Annotated in this window: 21 protein-coding genes; 1 reads left to right on the top strand and 20 read right to left on the bottom strand. The window is 50.5% G+C overall.

Annotated features, from left to right (window positions below; translation table 11 throughout):
• Window positions 1–13 precede the first annotated feature (13 nt).
• From plsX to AC3ARB_RS02605, 20 genes are all read right to left on the bottom strand, one after another.
• The gene (gene plsX, locus AC3ARB_RS02700; RefSeq protein WP_488321028.1) at window positions 14–1009 is read right to left on the bottom strand and encodes a phosphate acyltransferase PlsX; all 996 of its coding nucleotides are present in this window, start codon (window positions 1007–1009) and stop codon (window positions 14–16) included.
• 76 nt (window positions 1010–1085) lie between these two features.
• Window positions 1086–2021, bottom strand: coding sequence for a 2-dehydropantoate 2-reductase (locus AC3ARB_RS02695; RefSeq protein WP_488321027.1), 936 nt, complete (start codon window positions 2019–2021; stop codon window positions 1086–1088).
• Window positions 2022–2383: 362 nt separating this feature from the next.
• Window positions 2384–3475, bottom strand: a complete 1092-nt coding sequence (locus tag AC3ARB_RS02690) for a PTS sugar transporter subunit IIC (protein WP_488321026.1) — start codon at window positions 3473–3475, stop codon at window positions 2384–2386.
• Window positions 3476–3708: 233 nt separating this feature from the next.
• Window positions 3709–4731 carry a branched-chain amino acid aminotransferase gene (locus AC3ARB_RS02685; RefSeq protein ID WP_488321025.1) on the bottom strand — a complete coding sequence of 341 codons (1023 nt, stop codon included), beginning with the start codon at window positions 4729–4731 and terminating at the stop codon, window positions 3709–3711.
• Between the two features lie 162 nt (window positions 4732–4893).
• Entirely contained in the window at window positions 4894–5709 is an 816-nt protein-coding gene (locus AC3ARB_RS02680) for a metal ABC transporter permease (RefSeq protein ID WP_488321024.1), read from the bottom strand.
• Complete coding sequence (locus AC3ARB_RS02675; RefSeq protein ID WP_488321023.1) at window positions 5699–6403, bottom strand: metal ABC transporter ATP-binding protein; 705 nt, start codon at window positions 6401–6403, stop codon at window positions 5699–5701. Before AC3ARB_RS02675 ends, AC3ARB_RS02680 begins: the two co-directional genes overlap by 11 nt.
• Complete coding sequence (locus tag AC3ARB_RS02670) at window positions 6400–6849, bottom strand: zinc-dependent MarR family transcriptional regulator (protein ID WP_488321022.1); 450 nt, start codon at window positions 6847–6849, stop codon at window positions 6400–6402. Before AC3ARB_RS02670 ends, AC3ARB_RS02675 begins: the two co-directional genes overlap by 4 nt.
• A 140-nt stretch (window positions 6850–6989) precedes the next feature.
• Window positions 6990–7763 (bottom strand): hypothetical protein, encoded by a 774-nt coding sequence (locus AC3ARB_RS02665; protein WP_488321021.1) that lies wholly within the window; start codon window positions 7761–7763, stop codon window positions 6990–6992.
• A 2-nt stretch (window positions 7764–7765) separates the two neighbouring features.
• Window positions 7766–8641: an ABC transporter ATP-binding protein gene (locus AC3ARB_RS02660; protein ID WP_488321020.1), complete on the bottom strand. Its 876-nt coding sequence runs from the start codon at window positions 8639–8641 to the stop codon at window positions 7766–7768.
• A 35-nt stretch (window positions 8642–8676) separates the two neighbouring features.
• Window positions 8677–9417, bottom strand: coding sequence for a hypothetical protein (locus tag AC3ARB_RS02655; protein WP_488321019.1), 741 nt, complete (start codon window positions 9415–9417; stop codon window positions 8677–8679).
• A gap of 137 nt (window positions 9418–9554) precedes the next feature.
• Window positions 9555–10898 carry a sensor histidine kinase gene (locus tag AC3ARB_RS02650; protein ID WP_488321018.1) on the bottom strand — a complete coding sequence of 448 codons (1344 nt, stop codon included), beginning with the start codon at window positions 10896–10898 and terminating at the stop codon, window positions 9555–9557.
• The gene (locus AC3ARB_RS02645; protein WP_488321017.1) at window positions 10891–11634 is read right to left on the bottom strand and encodes a response regulator transcription factor; all 744 of its coding nucleotides are present in this window, start codon (window positions 11632–11634) and stop codon (window positions 10891–10893) included. The genes AC3ARB_RS02650 and AC3ARB_RS02645 overlap by 8 nt, the downstream gene beginning before the upstream one ends.
• Window positions 11635–11774: 140 nt before the next feature.
• Window positions 11775–12626: a 4-(cytidine 5'-diphospho)-2-C-methyl-D-erythritol kinase gene (gene ispE, locus AC3ARB_RS02640; RefSeq protein ID WP_488321016.1), complete on the bottom strand. Its 852-nt coding sequence runs from the start codon at window positions 12624–12626 to the stop codon at window positions 11775–11777.
• Window positions 12627–12860: 234 nt separating this feature from the next.
• On the bottom strand, window positions 12861–13211 hold the full coding sequence (locus AC3ARB_RS02635) for a hypothetical protein (protein WP_488321015.1): 351 nt from the start codon (window positions 13209–13211) through the stop codon (window positions 12861–12863).
• Entirely contained in the window at window positions 13212–14477 is a 1266-nt protein-coding gene (locus AC3ARB_RS02630) for a DUF1576 domain-containing protein (RefSeq protein ID WP_488321014.1), read from the bottom strand. It abuts the gene before it with no gap.
• A 149-nt stretch (window positions 14478–14626) separates the two neighbouring features.
• Window positions 14627–15352, bottom strand: a complete 726-nt coding sequence (locus AC3ARB_RS02625) for a MerR family transcriptional regulator (protein ID WP_488321013.1) — start codon at window positions 15350–15352, stop codon at window positions 14627–14629.
• Window positions 15353–15418: 66 nt separating this feature from the next.
• A complete protein-coding gene (gene radA, locus AC3ARB_RS02620; RefSeq protein WP_488321012.1) occupies window positions 15419–16777 on the bottom strand; it encodes a DNA repair protein RadA in 1359 nt (452 codons plus the stop codon).
• Window positions 16778–17011: 234 nt separating this feature from the next.
• The gene (locus AC3ARB_RS02615; RefSeq protein WP_488321011.1) at window positions 17012–17758 is read right to left on the bottom strand and encodes a protein NO VEIN domain-containing protein; all 747 of its coding nucleotides are present in this window, start codon (window positions 17756–17758) and stop codon (window positions 17012–17014) included.
• Window positions 17755–18198 carry a dUTP diphosphatase gene (locus AC3ARB_RS02610; RefSeq protein ID WP_488321010.1) on the bottom strand — a complete coding sequence of 148 codons (444 nt, stop codon included), beginning with the start codon at window positions 18196–18198 and terminating at the stop codon, window positions 17755–17757. Before AC3ARB_RS02610 ends, AC3ARB_RS02615 begins: the two co-directional genes overlap by 4 nt.
• A gap of 109 nt (window positions 18199–18307) precedes the next feature.
• Complete coding sequence (locus AC3ARB_RS02605) at window positions 18308–19450, bottom strand: glycoside hydrolase family 3 protein (protein WP_488321009.1); 1143 nt, start codon at window positions 19448–19450, stop codon at window positions 18308–18310.
• A 153-nt stretch (window positions 19451–19603) separates the two neighbouring features.
• Between AC3ARB_RS02605 and AC3ARB_RS02600 the strand changes: the two genes are divergently transcribed.
• Window positions 19604–21778, top strand: coding sequence for an LTA synthase family protein (locus tag AC3ARB_RS02600; RefSeq protein WP_488321008.1), 2175 nt, complete (start codon window positions 19604–19606; stop codon window positions 21776–21778).
• The last annotated feature ends 14 nt before the right edge of the window (window positions 21779–21792 follow it).

Here is a 21792-nt window from a genome sequence, read left to right as displayed (position 1 = left end):
TTTGTTTCAAATATTACTCCCCAACCTCCTTCACACTGGCCTCCACAACCCCACTCTCCAGCATGGTGCGGGTTTGTTTGAGGGTGTAGTAGATGGCTTCGGCGTCAGACGAGCCATGGGCCTTGACGACTGGGGCCTTGAGGCCCAGGAGGACGGCCCCGCCGGCCTTCTTGTAGTCCAGGCCACCCAGAGCTTTTTTGAGGCTGGATTTGAGGAGGAGGCCACCGATTTTGGCCAGGAGGCCGCCACCTTTGATGGCTGATTTGAGCTGACCAGTGATGGCCTTGGCGGTGCCTTCGATGGCTTTAAGCACGGCATTACCCGTAAAACCGTCCGCTACCACGACATCGCAGACCCCGTCCAGGAGGTCACGGGCCTCAACGTTACCGACGAAGTTGATACTGGTGTCCTCACTCAGGAGCTGGTAGGTCTCCTTACGCAAGGGGTCACCTTTGGTATGTTCCGTGCCATTATTGAGGAGACCCACACGAGGCTTGTCAATCCCACGCACCTTCTGGGCGTAAAAACTGCCCAAAATGGCGTACTGGTGCAGGTGCTCGGGCTTACTCTCGGCATTGGCCCCCAGGTCCATCATGTCAAAGCCACGGCCATCGGTGGTCGGCAGGGTGGACATGAGGCCAGGACGGTCGATGCCCTTGATGCGGCCCACTACAAAAAGGCCAGCAGCTAAAAGGGCCCCTGTGTTGCCCGCCGACACCACGGCATGGGCCCGCCCCTCCTTGACGCTCTTGGCCGCCAGGACCATGGAGGCCTCTTTTTTGCGGCGGATGGCTAGGGCTGGCTCGTCATCCGAGTTGATTTTTTCGTCCGTGTGGACAAGGGTCACACGCTCTTTGTTGGTCAGGTATTTTTCGATTTCCGCCTGCTTGCCATAGAGCTCGACGTGGAGGTCAGGAAAATCAGCCAGGGCACGGTTAACCCCTTCTACCACAGCTTGGGGGGCATGGTCCCCTCCCATGGCATCAACAGCGATGATTTTTTTGGTCATTTGTTTCTCTTTTCTAAATGTCTTACTACCAGTATAGCAGAAAAAGAGGAAAAAATCATTTTCCTCCTTGTTTTTCTCAACCATTGTCCGTTATTTGGGCGTTGATTTCTTCCCGAGCATGAATCAGTTGGGTCATGATTTGGCAGTAGGGAGCTGACAAACCCAGCTCGGCACTTTTCCGAGCAATCACCCCGTTAAGATAATCCACCTCCGTTAGGCGTTTGTGCTGAATCAAATCCTGGTGCATGGACGGGTAATGGTGGCCAACCCCCAAAGAAATTCGCTCGATATCAACGTAGGTCTCCTCCAGATCAAAGTCAAGTCCCTCATGTGCCGCTACGGCGATAAACTCAGCCAAGACACTCCTCACCAGGGCTACCCCTGACGGCGAGGCAAACACTTGAGCCAGGTTAGCATCCAGTAGGGCCGAACTGGCATTCATGGTTCCGTTCACCATTGCTTTGGTCCAAATGGCTCGCAGGACGTCGTCCGTGTAGCTAGCCTCTAGACCTGCTTGGGTCAATAGCAGAGCAAACTCTCGGCCAAAGGCCTGGGCTGGTTCTCCCAACCCTTGGATGGTCAGGCTACCAGTCCCTTTCAGTTCCACCTGGCCAGGTCCCTTGAGACCAGCTGTCCAGACCGTTACTCCCATGAGAATATTGTGTTTAGGGACAACTTCTGCCAAGGTCTCCGCATGACCCAAACCATTGAGGAGACAGAGCACCTTGGTCTCGGGTCCCAAGATGGGCTGGATGTCCGTCAACATCTGCCGCAGCTGGTTGGCCTTGGTAAAAACAATGACCACATCCGCCAAACGACTAGCCTCAGCAGGTGTCATGATGGTTAGGTCAAGGACTTCCTCCACATCGCCCGTAATCCGTAACCCATCTTCCCTGATGGCTGCAACATGGTCGGCCCAGTTGTCCAAGAGAATGACCTCCTGACCAGCCTTGTGGAGGGCAGCTCCGAAACGGCAGCCCATGGCACCAGCACCTGCAATGTAAATCAACATGATTGTCTCCCTTAACTATGTAATCGGTTCATTTTATCATATTTTAGAAGAAAATAAAAGTGACCTAGCTAGCATTCCACGCCGTACGCATGAAGAAAAGGCATGCAACTATTTTTTAGGTTACATACATTTTCGGAAATTTTCTTGAAAACACTTCGATATTCGATACTACCCTATTCATCTCACGGAAACTATACCAAAATTTTCATCTAAAAAGGGCAACACTTCTCTGAAAAATTGTTTTTTGAAATCGTCGTTTTCTTCATGCGTTTGTCCCACCAGTATTAACTGAAGAAAAGCCGCTGACCAGCTCTGCTATTTCCCAAAAGAAAAAAGCCAGACCAAGGGATCTGGCTAAAGGCTTAGTTGCCTTTGAAGACGAAAATCTCGTCTGAGTAAAGTTTGAAGACCTTGAGGCAGAGGTAGTGGCTGACAAAAGCAATCACGGCAGGAATCAAGAACCAGATGGCAATCATGAGGACAGGGCCGGTATTTTCAAGAGCCGCCAAAGGTCCAATCAAGCCGATGTAGCCAAAACCTGCGGTCGCTGGGGTACCCGTCACGTTGAAGAGGGGCACAGCCAGGGCACTCAAACCAGAGGTCACCAAGATAGGAATCGCCATAATCGGATGGGTCAAGAAGTTTGGCATCATCATCTTGGTCGCTCCCAGGACAATCGCTGTCGGCACACCTGCCTTGTTTTTTGGGGCGGTCGCAATGGCCAAGAAAGTCTGGGTCGCCGCAACCCCAAGGGCTGCCGCACCAGCTGACAGCCCCGTCAGGCCGATGGCGATGGTGATACCCACCGTTGAAATCGGGGTCACAATCAGGATAGACAGGGACATGGCGATAAGGACACTCATGAGAACTGGCTGGAGAGCGGTAAAGCTGTTGATGGCGTTACCGATAGTTGTGGTCACTTGGGACACATAAGGCAAGAGCAGCCAACCCAGGTAACCAACGCCGATACCAGCGATGATGGGCAGGAGAACGATGGTCAGAGACCCCAGACGGTTGCCAATCCACTTGCAGACCAGAACAGCCAAGGAAGCCGTCAGCATCATGTTGATGACATCACCCAAACCACGGAGCTGAAAGAGCCCAAGGGCTTCCAAAACAGCCCCTGTTTCTTCTGCCTTGTCAAAAAGGCGGAAGGTCCAAGCTCCAGAACCGATGTAGGCCGCACCGCCGACCGCTACCTGCTGCATGCTGGTCAACTTGAAGTTCTCGGCAATCAGGAAACCTGACATGATGGGCAGGAAGAATTGGAAAATGGTGAGGATGCGAGACAGGTCAGTCAACCAGTCTGCCTGAGGCAGGTACTTGATGACGTTGGCCAAAATGGCATTGGGCAAGAGGGCAACGATGATCCCAATGGCTGTCCCTGACAGCACCTTGTTTACAAAGGACCCGAAGGTCTCTCCCGTGGTTGTTGTCGTGTCGTGTGTGGTCATAAGAATCTCCTTTTCATAAGGGCATCGAAAGATTTCAATCCCCTTTCAATTAACCGAATATTCTGATTTTTAGTATTGAGAAATAAGTCAGCTGCTGTCACCAGCCGACCGTCTCCTCTGATGATGGGCTAGTCTAGTGGCTCAGTTTACTTTGAGGACTAAACAGCTCGCTGAAGGCCTACTAATGGTAGGGTAAAGCGAGCTAACGACGTCATCACAGATAAACTGCGTCACTAGACGGTTTGCACCCACCCCTCTGGTCCTTCAACATCTCCGTACTGGATGCCGACCAGCTCCTCGTAGAGGCGTTTGATGGTCGGACCAACCTCGGTTTCTGAGTAGAAGACCTGCTTGTGGTCGCCAGCTGTAATGGAACCAATTGGGGTGATGACGGCGGCTGTACCGCAGGCACCAGCCTCCACGAACTGATCCAGCTGGTCCACAAAGACATCCCCCTCAACCACCGTCAAGCCCAAGCGTTCCTCGGCTAATTTCATGAGCGAGTACTTGGTGATGCTTGGCAGGATGGAGTCCGACAGGGGCGTGACAAACTTGCCATCTGCCGTGATGCCGAAGAAGTTGGCGGCTCCCACTTCTTCGATTTTGGTCTTGGTCGCAGGGTCCAGATAGATGGCATCAGCATAGCCCTGAGACTTGGCCATCTTGCCTGGGTAGAGGCTGGCCGCGTAGTTGCCGGCCACCTTGGCAGCTCCCGTCCCTCTTGGGGCAGCTCGGTCGTAGTCGCTGACGAGGAAATGGGCTGGCGCTAGACCACCTTTGAAGTAGGCCCCAACAGGGGTCACAAAGATAGAAAAGACGTATTCTGTGGCTGGCGCTACCCCAACGGTGTCTCCGATGCCCATCAGGAAGGGTCTGATATAAAGGGAGGCCCCTGTACCGTATGGTGGTACCCATTCGGCATTTGCCTTGACGACCTCGTGAATGGCTCGGACAAAGTCTTCTTCTGGATAGGGTTCCATAAGCAAGCGTTCAGCAGACTGCCGCATCCGCTTGGCATTTTCATCCGGCCTGAAAAGCTGGATAGAACCGTCCTTGGTCCGATAGGCCTTTAGCCCCTCAAAACAGGTCTGGCCGTAGTGAAAAACGTTAGAGGCTTCGCTGATGGTCAGGTGCTTGTCGGTCTCAATCTTGCCCTCACCCCATTTGCCATCCTTAAAATAAGCCCGAAATTTCTTACCGGTATCAATGTAACCAAAACCAAGATTGTTCCAGTCAATGGTCTCAACACTTGTCATCTCATGCTCTCCTTTTTTTAATTTTTATTATCATACCCTATTTTTTCTCACTTGTCTAGTCTTTTTTCTGAAAATTTCCATTTTTCTAGCTAAAAAATAATATTCAGACAAGTTGCTATTTTCACAAGAAAAGAGCCCCTCAGCCAGAGGGGGCTCTTGTGCTTAGGCTTTCCGTCTGACAAGTCCAATCAGGCTGGTCAGGAGGAAAAGACTGATAAAAATCATGGTGATGGTGGCAGAGGCTGGTGTTTCTGCCCAGTAGGACAGAAAGATACCCGACACCATACCGATAAAGCCAATCCCTATCCCGTAAAAAATCACGGAGCGGAAGCTTTTCCCCAAACGCATGGCAATGGAAGCCGGCAGGACCATAATGGTGGAAACCAAGAGGGCCCCAGCCGCAGGGATAGTCAAGGAAATGGCCACGCCAGTCACGACGTTAAAGGCGATGGACAGGGCTCGAACAGGAATGCCATCCACAAAAGCCGTGTCTTCATCGAAGGTCAGCAGGTACATGGGCCGCAGGAAGAGCAGGGTCAGGACCAGAACCGCCAGGGCGATGACAAAGAGGGCAATGACCTGCTCCTGGCTGATGGTAATGATGGAACCAAAGAGGTACTGCTCCAGGCTGACACCTGAACCTGACTTGGCCTTGCTCATGATGATGAGGGAAAGGGCCAGACCCATAGACATGAGAATGGCTGTGGAAATCTCCATGTAATGCTTGTAAACCGTCCGCAGGTACTCCAAGACCACCGCCGCCAGGCTGACCACAATCAAGGTGGCCCAGGTCGGGTTGATGCCCAAGAGAATGCCGACAGCCACCCCAGCCAGCGACACGTGGCTGAGGGTATCGCTCATCAGGCTCTGCCGCCGCAGGATTAGGAAAATCCCCAAAATCGGGGCGAAAATGCTAATGGCAACGACCGACAAGAGGGCCCGTTGCATGAAATCATAGGCTAAGACCTCAGTGAACATGGTGGTCCTCCTCCTTGTCGTGAATGTTAAAGCACCGCCAAGGCAGGTCGTTGTTGCGAACCAGATGGATGTTTCGGTCAGCGTAGCGGCTGACCTCCTCTGGATCATGGGTAATCATGAGCACGGCCTTGCCGTGGGTCTTGGCATTGTGGTGCATGAGCTCGTAAAAGGTCTGGGTGGTCCCAGCGTCCATGCCTGTGGTCGGCTCGTCCAAGACAAAGATGTCTGGGTCCGAGGCAAACATACGAGCGATGACCGCCCGCTGCTTCTGGCCCCCGCTCAGGCTACCAATCCGCTTGTGGCGGTGTTCCCACATGCCGACGGCTTCCAGGCTGACCTTGACATGCTCCATATCGTGGTCGGTCAGGCGACCCAGCCAGCCCCTGCGGGGGTAGCGGCCAGAGGTCACAAACTCCTGAACCGTGCTGGGAAAGCCTGCGTTGAAGCTGGCAATCTGCTGAGGCAGGTAGGCGATGCGGAGTTTCTTGCCTGCTGTGTTTTGGTCTGCGATGGTCACCGTCCCCGTTTTTGGGGTCAAAATCCCCAGGGTCGCCTTGACCAAGGTGGTCTTGGCTGCCCCGTTTTCCCCTGTCAGGGTGACAAACTCCCCGCTGTCCAGGTGGTAGCTGATGTGCTCTAGGACTGGCTCCGCCTCATATTGGAAGGCCAAATCCTCTACGGTGATGTACCTCATTTGCCACCGTCCAATCCCTGAGAGAGCCCGTCCAAAAAGCGGGCAATGACTGCCTGCTCCTGGCTCGAAAAACCGCTCAGCAATGCCTCATAAACCTCTAGGGTGTGGTCATGGTGGTGGGCATGTTCTTGGGCAATGGGCAGAGCTTCGTCAGTTAGGGTCAGGAAGGTCACCCGACCGTCCGTTTCGTCTTTGGTTGCCGACAAGAGCCCCGCCGTCAAAAGGGCCTTGACAGCCTTGGTCACCGCCGCCTGGCTGACGTTGAGCTCCCGCGCCAAATCCGAGTTGGTCAGCTGTTCCTTGGCTACCAACATGAGGATATGTTCCTGGGTGTTGGTCAGCTTGACCTCGCTCTGGCAATGGCCAAGCAAAAGCTCGTGCTGGCTCTCCGCCGTCAGCAAAATCTTGTTCATTACCCTGTCCAATTTCTGGGCTAATTCTGTCATGAAGGGACCTCATTTCTATCACTTTACTGGTTAATTTTACCATAAAAACAGGCTTTTGCAAAATGAAAAAACAGGCCGTGTTTTCACAACCTGTAAAGATTAGCCAAGATAAGAATGCTCTTCCCTCTTTGACTGATCACCTAATACTCCATCCCCTTAAAGTGTTTGAGGGTCAGGTGGGCCAAGCCAGTGCTGTAAATCAGGGTGACGAGGGCTGCGGTTCCCAGGACAAGGAAGAAACTTCCACCGTCATAGAGGGCATCCCGATTGCCAAGAGGCGACAAGAAACTAAATCCAAAATTGTTAATCACCACCAAGACAATCAGATAGATAAAGGAGGTCGCCATGGTCACACCCAAGCCTTTTTTCAAGGACAGAAAGGCTGCCAAGAAGACACAGACCATCATACTAAAACTTTCTCCAAAGAAGGTTTGGAAGAAATTAGCATTGGCAGCAGGATCTTGAGCCCAGAAATTCAAACTGGCGTAGTCCATATGGCCGATACGTGCGTAGTAATAGACTAGACTGGTCACGAAGATAGCCCCAGAATAGAGAAAGACAATACCAATCAAACTAACCACCTTAGCCCAGAAAATGTCGCTCCGCTTGATATCCTTGTAAAGGAAAAGGGTACGGGCATCTGCCTCCCCTCGAAAGACGGTATAGGTCAGATAGAAAAGCGCTAGGATGGGTAAGACCAGTGAGTTAGCAAAGCCATGAATCATGGCTTCCATGCCTGTGAATGAGAAGAGTTCATAGCCTTCTGCTACAGAGGGTTGATAAAAATTAGCTTCCTTAGGCAAAAAGGTCGAAATCAAGATGAAAGTTGGGTTTAGGATTGCCAGACCGATAAAGATTTTGGTTTCTCTTCGTTTCCAGATACTTTCAAAAACAGGTTGTAAGAGTTGTAACATGGTTATTCTCCTCGGCTAAAGATTTCTTTGAGTTGGTTTTCCTTGACCGTCAAACCAGAGATGAGGTTCTGGCTGGCAAGGTAGGCAAGAACAGCATTGAGTTCTTGAGGGGTGGCAAGGGTTGAGATTTCAAGGACATTGTCATCCAAGCGGACAGTATCAGATAGGTAGGCAGACAAGTCAGCTCGGTCAGCTCTGCTATTGACCTCAACCAAGACACTTGGAGCCCCCTGCCCCTCAAAGGCATCCGCCAACTCACCCTTGTCGATATAGACATAGCGTTGGCAGAGGGCTTCCAGTTCGCCCAACTGGTGGCTGGAAATCAACATAGAGATGTTACGTTCTTGAGACCACTGTTTGAGGATGTCAATCAGCTTCTGCACCCCGATAGGGTCAAGCCCCACGAAAGGTTCGTCCAAAATCAGGAAGTCAGGCTCTGCCACCATGGCAATGGCCAGGGCCGTCCGCTGCTTCATCCCAAAGGAGAAGCCCTTAGGCTTACGGTTACGAGCCTCCCAGAGTTCCAAGAGTTTGAGGGTCTTTTCGATATTGCCCATGTACTGGGTCTTGCCGTGGAGCTTGAGGTAGAACTTGAGGTTGTCCACAACAGACATCTCAGGATAAAAGACAGGGTCAATCATGATACCAAAGTCCGTCAAGAGGTTGTCGGCGGTGTTGATGTCCACGCCCTTGTAGCTGATAGACCCTTGAGTTGGTTTGAGGGATTTGGCCATCAGTTTCATCAGGGTTGATTTACCGGCACCGTTCTTTCCGATAAGACCGACAATCTCGCCCTGTTTAATCTCAAGGCTGACATCCTTGAGGGAGTAAAAGTCGTTTCCTGCAAATTTTTTCGATAGGTTTTGGATGTTAAGCATTGTTTTTCTCTCTTTCTTTGTTCTATGTGCTAATTCTAAAATTCAATTTGGTTAAAGTTGCGACGGGCTGACCGATAGGCTAGGCCCAGGTAGAGCAGGGTCAAGCCAAGGCTAATGGCAAGGGCTAGACCCAATGAAAATTGCGGAGCAAGTTTGGTCGCATAGCTATTTGGGACGACATAACGGATACCAACCCACACAGGGGCTGTATTGGCAAAGAGGTTGAAGAAAATCCCCTGCATAACGGCAACCATGGTCTTGGTCTTGATGGAGCGAGCTGCCAAAAGGGTGATGAGAATCAGGTTAAGTCCCACCAGCGTTGCCATATAGTGAAGTGTCGTTGCGACATTAGTACTTGGCAAGAGTTGGAAACCAGTCTGGGGAACGGTGTAGATAAGATAGGTCACCGTGGTCACCAGCACCGTTGCTAGGAAGAAGACCCCATAGACCGCATATAGACTGAGGAGCTTGGCATTGAAGATTCTTGACCGTTTGATGTCCTTGTAGAGGAAGAGGATGCGGGAGTCAATCTCATCTCGGAAGACCGAAGCTGTAATCAAGCCCAGCATCAGACCTGGTAGGATAAATTGGAACTGGGTTTCCATAACCGATAGCAGAAAGCCAATCAAACTTTGTGTCATGGTTTGGTCAACCTGAGCCGTGTCTGATAGGCTGGTCAGAGCAGATGCCAGCAGGGGCATAAAGCTGAAAGCTAAGAGGATGTTGACATCCCGTCGCTTAAAGACGGAAGCAAAAACGGAAGGGAAAAGATTCATGTGTATCTCCTTTTGACTTAAGTTATCTTTGTTATGAGTACAGTATATAAAAAAACCACTCGTGAGAGTGGCTACTGTCACGAATGGTTCTTATTTTGTCATGAACGGTAGGTTTAGCTAAACAGCCAAACCAAGGCTCAGTCTCTAAAGGTCAAGACCTGACTAAAGCGGTGCTTGTAGCTGGTGGTTTGGAGGCTGACCTGGGGATACTTAGTGAGAATGGTACGGACATTGGCTAGGCCAATCCCACGCCCATCTCCCTTAGTGGACTGACCGACCTTGAAAATATCCCTGGTATCCACCCGCTCCGCTAGGGTCGTATTTTCAATCACTAGCATTTTTTGATTGCCCTCTTGGAAATAGGCGACCAGCAAGCTGGGCTGGGCTGCTTCCAAGGTCGCCTCGATGGCATTGTCCAAGAAGATGGAGAGGATCTGGATAACTTCCAAGAGGTCCATAGCTGGTGCGTCAATGAGTTCTTCCACTTCTACCGCCAAATCAATCCCCTGGGCCTGGGCTGCCAGGAGCTTGGCAGATAGGATGGCCTTCATGGCATCATTTTGGAGATTAGAGAGTTTGGCAATGTCGTACTTGCCCTGATAGAAGGGCTTGTCTGAATCAGCCATAACCGCTTGATAAATCCGCTCCACCTGATCCATATCCCTGTCGGCAATGGCTAAGCTGAGACTGACCAGAACGTTGGAATAATCGTGTCGGAAGCTCCGCAATTCCCCATAAAGAGCCTCGACGTGCTGGCTATAAGAGGCCAGGGCAGAAAGCTGACTGTCCTTAGCCTCTTGAAGCTTCTGGGCCAGAAGATCCTTGGACTTATAGTTGAGGTAGATGACCCCAGCCACAAAGAGGATGAGATAGGACAAAATCACATCGACAGAAACCTCAAAACCATCTGATTGATAGGTCAGAACCGCCTCCTGCTGTTGACCTGATAAGACCAGGTGAGGGTGGAGAATGGCCGAATAGGTCAGTAGACCCCCAATCAAAACCCTTAACAGACGGGTAAACCGCTGGTGGTAGAACATCTGGTTGACCACCTTGAAATCCACTGCCATAACCGCCATAAACAAACGGTAGATGAGAAAGAGCAAGCCATAGGCCAGGGCTGTAAACAAGAATCCTTCAGGATAAGTCGGCGTTTCAATGAGTAGGAGGTACTTGGCCTGGTAGGCCCCCATGATCCGCAGACAGAGCTCAACCAGGACAAAGGGCAAGAGGCCGTAATAGAAGATTTGACTGAGTTTCCAAAAGGGCTTCAAGACCAGAAACATCCAGACCAAGAGGTAAAGGGGTTCCAGCAGCAAACTCACCTGAGGATTGAGCAGGTAAACTGCTGACACACCCAGTAAGAGTAAGAAAATGGCCTGCCGACTGACTGCTAGGTTGCTGATTTTTTGAAAGACATAGACCTTAATCAGCCAGTCCAAGCAGAAGATTATCAGGGCAAAAAGAGGAAAATTAGACATACTGCTCCAACCTCTCAACCAGGCCCTTGGTTTTCAAACGAGACACTAGGCAGCTGTCCCCTGTCTCAAAATGCACCGTCTGGCTTGCCCGATCCAGCTTGGTCACGTTGGCTGGGTTGACCACAAAGGCTCGGTGGCATTGGTAAAGGCGGTCATCCAGCTTGGCGATTTCCGAGACCTTGCCGTAAAACTCCAGGGAACCCGTCTTGGTGGTCAGGATAACCTTATGGACGGTCGATGAGGTCTCAAAATAGAGGATATCCGCAAAAGGCACCTGGACATGGGCGTAGTCGTTCTTGATGACAAAGGCATCATCTGATACGGTTCGGCTGACATTGGCCTGGGCATGCTCCAAGACTGATGTGATGGCCTCCTGGTAGTCGGCCAATGGCAGAGCCTTGTCGATAAAATCCAGGGCTGACACCCGATACTTATAAGTTACTGGCATGAACTCTGAATGCGTGGTTACAAACACAATAATAGCACTCGGATCCTTCTCACGAATCTCTCGTGCAACCTCCATCCCTCGTTTCTCTTCACCTTTTATCTCAATATCTAAAAAGAAAACTTGGTGATTCCCTGTCTCCTTGATGGCCTCCAAGAGCTGACTGGGTTTGCCAAAAATCTCTAACGACTTGATGGCAAGGCCCTTGTCTTTGACAGCTTGACCAATGGCGGCCTCAATCCGCCCCTGCTGGCTAAAATCGTCTTCTAATACAAATACTCGTAAACTCATTCTTATCCATTCTAAACAATGATTAGTCTATTTTACCACAAGGGGAATTAAACGAACAATCACTACACTTGAAAAGCCCATAAAAGCGGGCTCACTAGCTCTCAAACCAGACTGATTGCTCTGCTATTTCCCCAAGGGAACTAGACCAAAGTTCGGACCTTGTAGACTTCCTTACAGAAGCCCTTCATGGCGTTGTAAACCCGGTCGGCCCGTTTGGCCGTGGGGCAGAGGGCAAAGACGGTCGGACCTGAACCCGACATGAGGGCCACATCGGCCCCAGCCGCCAGCATGCGGTCCTTAATCTTCTGGATTAGGGGCCGTCTGGCAATGGTGATGTCCTCCAGAGAATTGCCCATACAGGCCAGCATGGCCTCGTAATCACCTGCAATCAGGGCCCTTTTGAGGCCCTCAATATCCACCCGAGAAATGGTCTCAAGGTCAATGTCTTTGAAAACCGTGCGTGTTGACACCCCAAAATCCGGCTTGACCAGAACCACCCAAGAGGAAAGCTTGGTCGGCAAACACTCAACCTGCTCCCCCTTGCCAGCGATGTAGGCACAGCCAGCTGACAGGCAATAAGGCACATCACTCCCGATGGCAAAACCCAGCTCAATCATCTCGGCCTGGCTCATGCCCAGGTTCCAGAGTTTGTCCAAGGCCCGCAGGGTGGCCGCCGCATCGCTGGAACCGCCGCCCAAACCGGCACAGATGGGAATGTTCTTCTCCAACTCAATTCTGACCCCAGTCTTAATCCCATACTTTTCCTTGACCAGACGGGCGGCCTTGACCACATCGTTCTTCTCATTGTGGGGCATGCGGTGGCTGTTGGAGGTCATGACAATCTCGTCAGCCTCCAGTTCAGTCACCGTCACATAGTCATTGAGGTCCACGCTGGCCATAATCATGGCCAACTCGTGATAACCGTCTTCGTGCCGACCGCAAATGTCCAAACCCAGATTAATCTTGGCTGGTGCTTTTTCGATAATGGTCATGCCTGCCCCCCTTGTCTCATCTTGCTCCTAGTTTACCACAAGTCCCCCAGATTCGTCCATTATCCCCCATTTTTTCTCAGTTTTAGGCCTCTCTGGCTAGAAAATGAGTCGATTGTCGGGCAAGGTGTCTGCCGATGATTGTCAAAGCGTCTTTGGACAATAGCTGAGCAGACCAGTATGACCGCTCTGCCATTTCCCTAAAAAAGAAAAGCCAGCCCAAGGGCCAGCTCCATGTTAATGTTCTTCAAACCGCCAAATCAAAAGGGAGAGTTTGCCACCCTCGAACTGGCCCTCGGCCTTGTCGATGGCCTTGCCCAGGAAGGTGTAGTCATGCTCGTGAGCATGGCAGTGGCTACCCAGGAGGGCGTTGTAGTACTCGTCCACCTCCAGCTGCCGCTCGGTGTTGAGGTCAGCCACCAGCTTCTGAAAGCTAGCAGGCTCCTGGTCAGTCACCGCCTCAATGTAGAAACGGAAGACCCCGTCGCTGATGGTAAAATCAATGTGAAAATCGTTGAGGTCATTGTCCAAAAAATAGCTGACAATCTCCTTCATGATCCGTGTCGCCTTGTTTTTTTCAACTAACATCTATTTTTTCCTTATCCAATACTGTTTATGATCCTGCAAACTATCAATGATGGGCACCAAGAAGGCGGCCACAAAACCTGTCGAAAAGCCATTGTTGTAGAGGCTAAGGCCCTGATGGAGACCAAAGACCGTCGCTGACAGGTTGTAGTGGAGAAAACCTGCCAAGACCCCGTAAACCAGGCCGTAAAACCCCGAAATCGGGCTAAGCCCTGTCGCAAACAAGAAGGTCAAGGCGAAGCGAACATCTCCCAAGGATTGCCCAGCCAAGAGAGCCGCTAAAGCCACCCCAAAACTAACTGGCAGGGTATTCCGAGGGTGCTTGCCAAAGGCTGAAAACCCTGTAATGGTCAGGACCCCACCCAAAATCGGCCCATTGAAGGGAACCCTCATGGCCAAGAGACACAGCAGGTAAAGCCCCGCTGTCACACTCATGTTCAAGAGGGCAGGATAGAGCCCGTACTTGGACACAAAGTCGTCTGGCACCCGCCCAGTGCTACGGATTAGCCGGCTATAAGCATGGAGGGCTTGGGGAAAATGGCGGAGCTGCAACCCCAGCAAGACCAGGATAATCAAAATCAGATAGCCCAGTAGGTAGGCATCATACCCCTGACTAATCAGATTGGCCGAAGCCACCCCGATACCAAAATAGGGCAGGAGCAAAACCACCATCATGCCAATAATGCCCGTGGTAAAACCATAGTTATAGAGGGTCAAACCGTGGTGAAACTTGAGAAATTCCTCAGCCAGAGCAGGCGCAATGAAGCCCAGAATCAGACCGACCAAGACCGCAAAGGCCAGAGAGCCCAAGGACAGGCCATCATGAAGAGCCAGATAGGAGACAAAGGGAGCCAGGGCCGTCGCAAACAAACTCACCGTGGTGTAGAGTTTGAAGGATTGCTTGGTGAACTTGGCATAGAGAACCATGCCGAAAATCAAGGGCAGGATATTGAGCAAGTGGGTTCCAAAAAAGGCGTGACCCGCAAAAATCCCGACCGCCCCAATCTGCAGGCCGTTGATATTACTCCGCTCGTTTCGGCTCATCAAATAATGAGCCACAAAGAAATGCCCAGCCACATTGGCAAAAGTTGCCGACAAACCAGCCACCGCAAAAAAATCGGTCAAGAGCTGGGTCGGACTAAGCACCAATTTACCCAGATTAACCAGCAAATCCGCCCGATCAGGCATGGCGAGAGCGTAGAGCAGGGTCAAGACCCCCAAGAACAGGATAACCCGCTTACGCTCAATGTGCTGCTTTTTTGCTTCCATAGACCCTCCCAAACCCATTTTCTTCATTATACCACAAATCCCCTGCCACTTGACAGGGGAACTATTTTCTTTGGGAAGATGGCAGAGCAGGCAGATTGCTGACTCAGCCACCGAACGATAATCTGACGACAGTAAGAGACTGCCTGACATCACCTGGTCTCATCAGCCACAACCGCCCCAATCGCCTGATGAACAAAACGAGCTGTGCCAGCACCAGCCTGCCCATCAATCCACTGGGTAAACCGCTCATCAGTCACATAAAGCTCACCAAGATAGGCCAGCATGGCATCATCACAGGGATAAAAGTGCTGACTGATTGTATCTTGGAGCTCCCGCACACAAGTCTTGACTGCCTCATCAGAAACCGATAGCTGGCTAAGACCAGCAAATTTCTGAAAAATCGGAATCAAGAGACCTTGATAGTCCTGACTTGGAGCTACTTGCTCTTTCTCTTCAAATGCCTGATAGGCTGAGGTCTGACCCCAGCGGTCTTTGGCTTCCCTTTGAAAGTCTTTAAGAGTTTGGGTATTAAAAATGTCTAAAGCCATCGCTTCTTCTCCTTTAATCATGGATTTGACCAAGCCAATCACCCCATCCAAGTGAGCCCGCTTCATGTCTAGAATTTGAAGGTGGTCACTTAATAATGACTGCCTGACAGCCCTTGGGGCGTTCAGCAAGGTCTGAATGTCTTTCAGAGGGATGTCCAAGGCCTTAAAGAGAAGAATGTCCTGAAGCCGACGCAAGGCTACCTCATCATAAAGACGATAGCCAGCCTCGGTCACCTGGCTTGGTTTTAGCAAACCCAGGTCATCATAGTAATGCAGGGTGCGTCGACTCACGCCTGCCAAATCACAAACCTCTTTAACGGTCTTCATCTCATCACCTCCTAACCCCAGTATAAGCTATGACGCTGCGTGATAGTCAAGACTTTTTTACCGATTTTAGAAAACTTTTTTCAGCACCTCACCGACCGTTGTCACGCCGATGACCTCAATGCCCTTGGGCAGCTTGAGCCCCGTTAGGGAATTTTTAGGGGCATAAATCTTGGTAAAGCCCAGCTTACTGGCCTCGTTAATCCGCTGTTCAATCCGGTTGACCCGACGGATTTCACCAGTCAGGCCGATTTCACCGATAAAGCACTCCTGAGGATTGGTCGGCTTGTCCTTGTAGCTGGAAGCGATGGACACGGCAACTGCCAGGTCAATGGCTGGCTCGTCCAGCTTGACCCCGCCAGCCGACTTGAGGTAGGCGTCCTGGTTCTGCAAGAGCAGGTTGCAGCGTTTTTCCAGCACCGCCATGATCAGACTGGCTCGGTTGAAGTCCAGACCTGTGGTCGTCCGCTTGGCATTGCCAAAAACGGTTGGGGTTACCAGGGCTTGGACTTCCGCCAAGATTGGGCGTGTCCCTTCCATGGTCACGACAATGGCAGAGCCTGTCGCCCCGTCCAATCTCTCCTCCAGAAAGACCTGGCTAGGATTGAGGACTTCCACCAGTCCGCTAGATTGCATTTCAAAAATCCCGATTTCATTGGTGGAGCCAAAGCGGTTTTTAACCGCCCGCAGGATACGGAAGGTGTGCTGCCGCTCCCCTTCAAAGTAAAGCACGGTATCCACCATATGCTCCAACATGCGAGGCCCAGCCAGGGTCCCTTCCTTGGTCACATGACCCACGATAAAGGTGGCAATCTTGTTGGTCTTGGCAATCTGCATGAGCTCGGCTGTCACCTCACGCACCTGAGACACAGACCCTTGGACGCTGGACACCTCTGGGCTCATGATGGTCTGGATGGAGTCGATAATCAAAAAATCAGGCTGGAGCTTTTCAATCTCCGCTCGGATGCTCTGCATATTGGTCTCCGCATAGAGGTAAAACTCGTTGTCAATGTCGCCCAAACGCTCGCTCCGCAGCTTAATCTGCTCGGCAGACTCCTCACCAGAAACGTAGAGGACCGTGCCCTTGCTGGCCAGCTGGGTGGAAACTTGCAGCAGCAGGGTGGATTTGCCGATACCAGGGTCGCCACCAATGAGAACCAGACTGCCTGGGACCACGCCACCACCTAGCACTCGGTTGAACTCCTCCATGTCTGTCTTGGTGCGGGCCACGTCGCTGGAGGTCACCTGATTGAGCTTGACGGGTTTGGACTTCTCACCCGTCAGGCTGACACGGGCATTCTTGACCTCGGCCACTTCCACTTCTTCGACAAAAGAAGCCCAGCTGGAACAGTTGGGACACCGCCCCAGATATTTAGGGGAATGGTAGCCGCAGTCCTGGCAGACAAAGGTTGATTTTTTCTTAGCCATAATTACTCTCTATAAAAAGGGCAGTTTCCTACTAAGAACCTGTATTCACAATCGAAGTATTTGATTGACTAGGCTAGTTTTGGTGCAATCGAGAAACATTTTTGCAGAAATACTGCCCGTATTACCAAAAAATGTGACAAAGAGTGAGCCAAAACTAGCCAGTCAGGTGAATGCTGAGATGTGAATACAGGTTCTAAATATTTTCTTAGAAAATACCCCCTTATGGTATCCTTTCTATTTCATCGTCACCTGAGCATGGTAAGTCACTCGAATCAATTCCTCTTCTCTCCTAACAAAAGTCAATCGAGAACGTAAAGGATTAACAATCACTTCATGATGAGGCTTATCGATAAAGTTTTTCACAACAAACAAAGCATACTGATTTCCTAATTGCTCAGCAACACGATATTCTTTTTCTGTCATCAACAAACCGCCAGACAAGGCACGCAACCCTTTGACCTCTACACAAAGAAAATCATCTTCCCGGCTTAACTTAAAATCAAACCCACAACCATAATCTCGTGTATCCTCTACCACAAAACCTTGAAATTGAGGAAGTCTACTGTATTGTTTCAAAAAATAAGTTTCTGCTGCTTTTCCTGTCACCAATCGGTCCCCAAAGACCTTTCTTTCGGAGAGCAACGCCTTCTTATCTAACCAATCTTCAAGTTCAGGATTGGAAATAAAGAAGGATTTGACCATATTTCCAAGAGCAAGCAAATCACAGTTCTGATACCGTTCAAAAATCACTAAACAATAATCTCGACGCTGACGGTGTTGCCACCCCTTACGGGGTGACTGAGGAAACAAGGGAGCAAATTCATCACGATAATTCTTGATTGAAGCTGGAGCTACTCCTAGAGCTAATCCGAGAACATTGAACGCTTCTTGATAGGAGGAGAAGCCTAGAAATGATAAAGCCTCCTGATTATACTTAGATAAAAACAGGCCAGCCAAAATGGCCTTGTCACGTTCAATCATTTCCCCGTACTCCCAAAGCCACCAGTCCGAGCCCCTGTCGCCACATCACCGTCAGCCAACAAGAATGGGGCAAAAACAGCCTGGACGATCCGCTCACCAGCTTCCACCACCACGGTCTCTTCGGTGATGTTCTTCATCTGGGCAAAAATGTGACCCTCATTGCCGGGGTTGCCGTAATAGTCACCGTCAATGACCCCCACCGAGTTAATCAGGACCAAGCCCTTCTTACGAGGGTTGGACGACCGGTCATAGAGGTAAAGGACCTCACCCGCCTGCATGTAGGCCTTGACACCAGTCGGCACCAGCTTAATCTCTCCTGGAGCCAGCTCCACCGTCTCCGCCGCCCGCAAGTCGTAGCCCGCCGCATGGGCCGTCTCCCGCTTGGGCAAAAGGGTCTCGTCCGTAAAGCTGGACACCAGCTCAAATCCACGTGTTTTCATGATGTTCTTCTCCTTTTGGGGCCAATAGCAGAGCCCACAGTTTACTCCCTCTATTATAGGTTATTCGGCCCAGAAAAGCAAAAAAGGACGGTTCCCCGTCCAAACTGACTTACTTCAACAAGCCCAGCTTTTCTTTCCAGGCCAGGATACGGCGGACCGATTGGTCAATCCGTTCTTCGGTTAATTCACCTGTTCGAACCTTTTCCAGCAGGTAAGGAATTTGCGTTTGGTAGGTCGAACTCATGACCAGGTCATTACCTGCCTTGATGACCGCAAAGGCCGCCTCTTCCTGACTGATAAAATCTGCCAGCCCTGCCATGTCCAAATCGTCCGTCATAATCACCCCATCAAAGCCCAGCTCCTCCCGCAGGACCTTGGTCACTTGAGGAGAGATGGACGCAGGCACCTGGTCAAAAGCCGTCACGATGTTATGGGAGACCAAGATGCTATCTGCTCCAGCTGCAATGCCTGCCCTAAACGGTTCAAAATCATGGGCCTCAAAACTAGCCCTCGGTCGCTCATCGTAGATGATGTCCGTGTGGCTATCGCCATTGTCCCCGTAACCTGGAAAATGCTTGAGGGTGGAGCCAAACTGCTTCTCCCCCATGGCCTTGACCACTTCTGTGATGTAGGTCTTGGTCGTCGCCAAATCCGTTCCTAAAGTTCGGTCATAGATAAAGGACGAGCTATCAGTGGCCACATCAGCCACTGGTGTCAGGCCTGTATGGATGCCTAGAGACTTGAGCAAGTCTGCCTTGGCCTTCGTATCCTCGACAAGAGCAGGTAGGCCTCCTGCCTGATAGAGAGCCATGGGCGACGGAAAAGGCATCGCCAACAAATCACTGACCCTGGTTACCAGACCGCCCTCTTCGTCCGAACCAATCAAGAGGGGAATCTTGGAGGATTCCTGGTAGCTGGCCAGGGTCGCTTTAAGGCTATCTAGGGTCTGCCCTTCCATATCCCGACTAAACAGAATATAGCCGCCCAAATGATAGGTTGCTAAATCTTCTGCTTGGCCATAGGCTGGCACACGGGAGAAAAAGAGCTGACCAATTTTTTCTTCTAGGGTCATCTGGCTAAGGTAACGGTCAACCAAGGTAGCTTCTGGCTTTGCTACCTGCTCTTCCTTAGGAGGATCCGAAGGGACAGCACTTGGTTTAAGGGTCATTTGGCCACGATAAGCGAAAAATAAGCTGGAAAAATAACTCAAAAAAATGAGATAAATAAAAATCGCTTTTAGGCGTTTACGCATACTGACCTCCTTTCAAGTTGATAAGCAAACGTATTACTTGATATTATAGCAAAAAACCTCAAATATTCCAACTCTGGCAAGTTCCAAGATGAGTTGAGCTGGCTTTTATGCTATAATGTGACTAAAGATGTCAAACCCTGAAGGAAAATCACCGTGAAATCATTTTTACCAAAACTCTACCGGCTGATGAGCTTTCGAGCTGGCTTTATCGCTAGTCTGATTGGCTTTTATTGGCTCAAAAGCATGTGGGCCTACCACATCGACTTTCATCTGGGGCTGGAAAATCCCTACCAGCTGCTATTGAGCCTGATTAACCCTATTCCAGCCTCCCTCTTCATGCTAGGATTCACCTTTTTTCTAAAAAAGACCAAGTCCTTTTACAATGGGGCCTTGTTCATCTACGGTCTGCTCAACCTCCTCCTGGTCGCTAACGCCATCTATTTTAGGGAGTTCTCTGATTTTATCACCATTTCAGCCATCCTTTCAACCAGCAAGGTTTTTTCTGGTCTGGGAGATTCGGCGGTCAATCTACTTCGGCCCTGGGATTTGGTTTACTTGCTGGATTTTGCCTTTCTAGCTGTGGTTTTCTGGAAAAAGAAACTGCAACTGGACAATCGTTTTCTATCCAATCGCCTCGGTTTTGCGGTCACTTCTTTTGCTGCTCTGCTATTTTCCATCAACCTCTTTTTGGCAGAAATCGATCGGCCTGAATTGCTTAGTCGAGGTTTCTCCAACACTTATGTGGTGAGGGCCTTGGGGCTTCCAGCCTTTCTGGGCTATGACAGCAACCAAACCTACAGGACCCAAAAGGTTCGTTCTGGGGCAAAACCAGAGGAAATTACGGCCATTATCGACTATGTCAGCCAACATCGGGCAGAGCCCAATCCTCATTATTTTGGAATGGCCAAGGGGCGAAACGTCATTATCCTCCACCTAGAGAGCTTCCAGCAATTTCTGATTGATTACCAGCTGACGGTGGATGAACAGGCTTATGAAGTCACCCCCTTTCTCAACAGCCTCTTTCACGACAAGCAAACCTTTGCCTTTGAAAATTTTTTCCATCAGGTCCAGGCGGGTAAAACCTCCGATTCAGAAACCCTGATGGAACTGTCCCTTTTTGGTCTCAATCAAGGCTCTTATTTTGTCCAATACGGTGGCGACAATACCCAACAGGCCGCACCTCACCTGCTCAACCATCTCGGTGGTTACAGTTCAGCCGTTTTTCATGGCAATATCGGCACTTTTTGGAACCGCAACAACGTCTACAAACAGTGGGGCTATCAGAACTGGTTCGACCAATCCTACATGTCCTCCCCTAACAAGGACAACTCTTTCCAATACGGTCTCAACGACAAGGTCATGTTTGCAGACGCTATTCCCTATCTTGAACGGCTGCAGCAACCCTTTTACACCAAGTTCATCACCGTCTCCAACCACTACCCCTATCAAAATTTAACTGGGGACGAGGTGGGATTCCCCCTGGCCCAGACCCAAGATGAAACCATCAACGGCTATTTTGCTACCGCCAACTACCTAGACACCTCCATCAAGGCCTTCTTTGACTACCTCAAGGCTTCTGGTCTCTATGAAAATTCTCTCATTGTCCTCTATGGTGACCACTATGGCATTTCCAACTCACGTAACCCTGACTTGGCACCTTTAATTGGTAAAAACCCTGAAACATGGACAAACTATGATAATGCCATGCTGCAACGGGTACCTTTTATGATCCATATCCCAGGCATGGACAAGGGCTACATTAGTTCAACCTTTGGCGGTGAGGTTGACGCCCTTCCAACCCTCCTTCACCTCCTCGGTATTGATAACAAACCCTTCATCCATCTGGGACAAGACCTACTCTCCCCAAGTAACCAACAAATCGTGGCCTTTCGAACAGCTGGCCACGTGGTTGCCCCAGATTACACCAGCTACGCTGGTAACATTTACAAAACCGATACCGGTGAAGAAATTACCCATCCTGATGAAAGCACGCAAGCTCGGATCACTGCCATCCGTGATGCCGCTGCCCAGCAGCTGGCCATCAGCGACAAGGTGCAAACAGGAGATCTACTCCGCTTTTACAAGGGAAATGACCTGCCTCAAATTGACCCCAATACCATCTCTTACACCGATGCTCTGGAGCAATTAACAGCTATTGAAGCCACCCTCGGTTCGAAATCAACCAGCCTATACAGCCAGAGGGGCAATAAAACCAGCCTAGACCTCTACCGAGCACCGACCTATGCCAGCCTAAATCCACCAGGTCCGCCTGAGGCAAGCGACCAATCCCCCCTCTCAGAAACCCCACCTCCCGAGGAAAATCAATAACCAAAAAAGCAGTT

It is taken from the genome of Streptococcus sp. ZY171113 (genome assembly GCF_057748235.1).
Note: the sequence above shows the minus strand (reverse complement) of the source record. Positions and strands in the feature narration are given on the sequence as shown.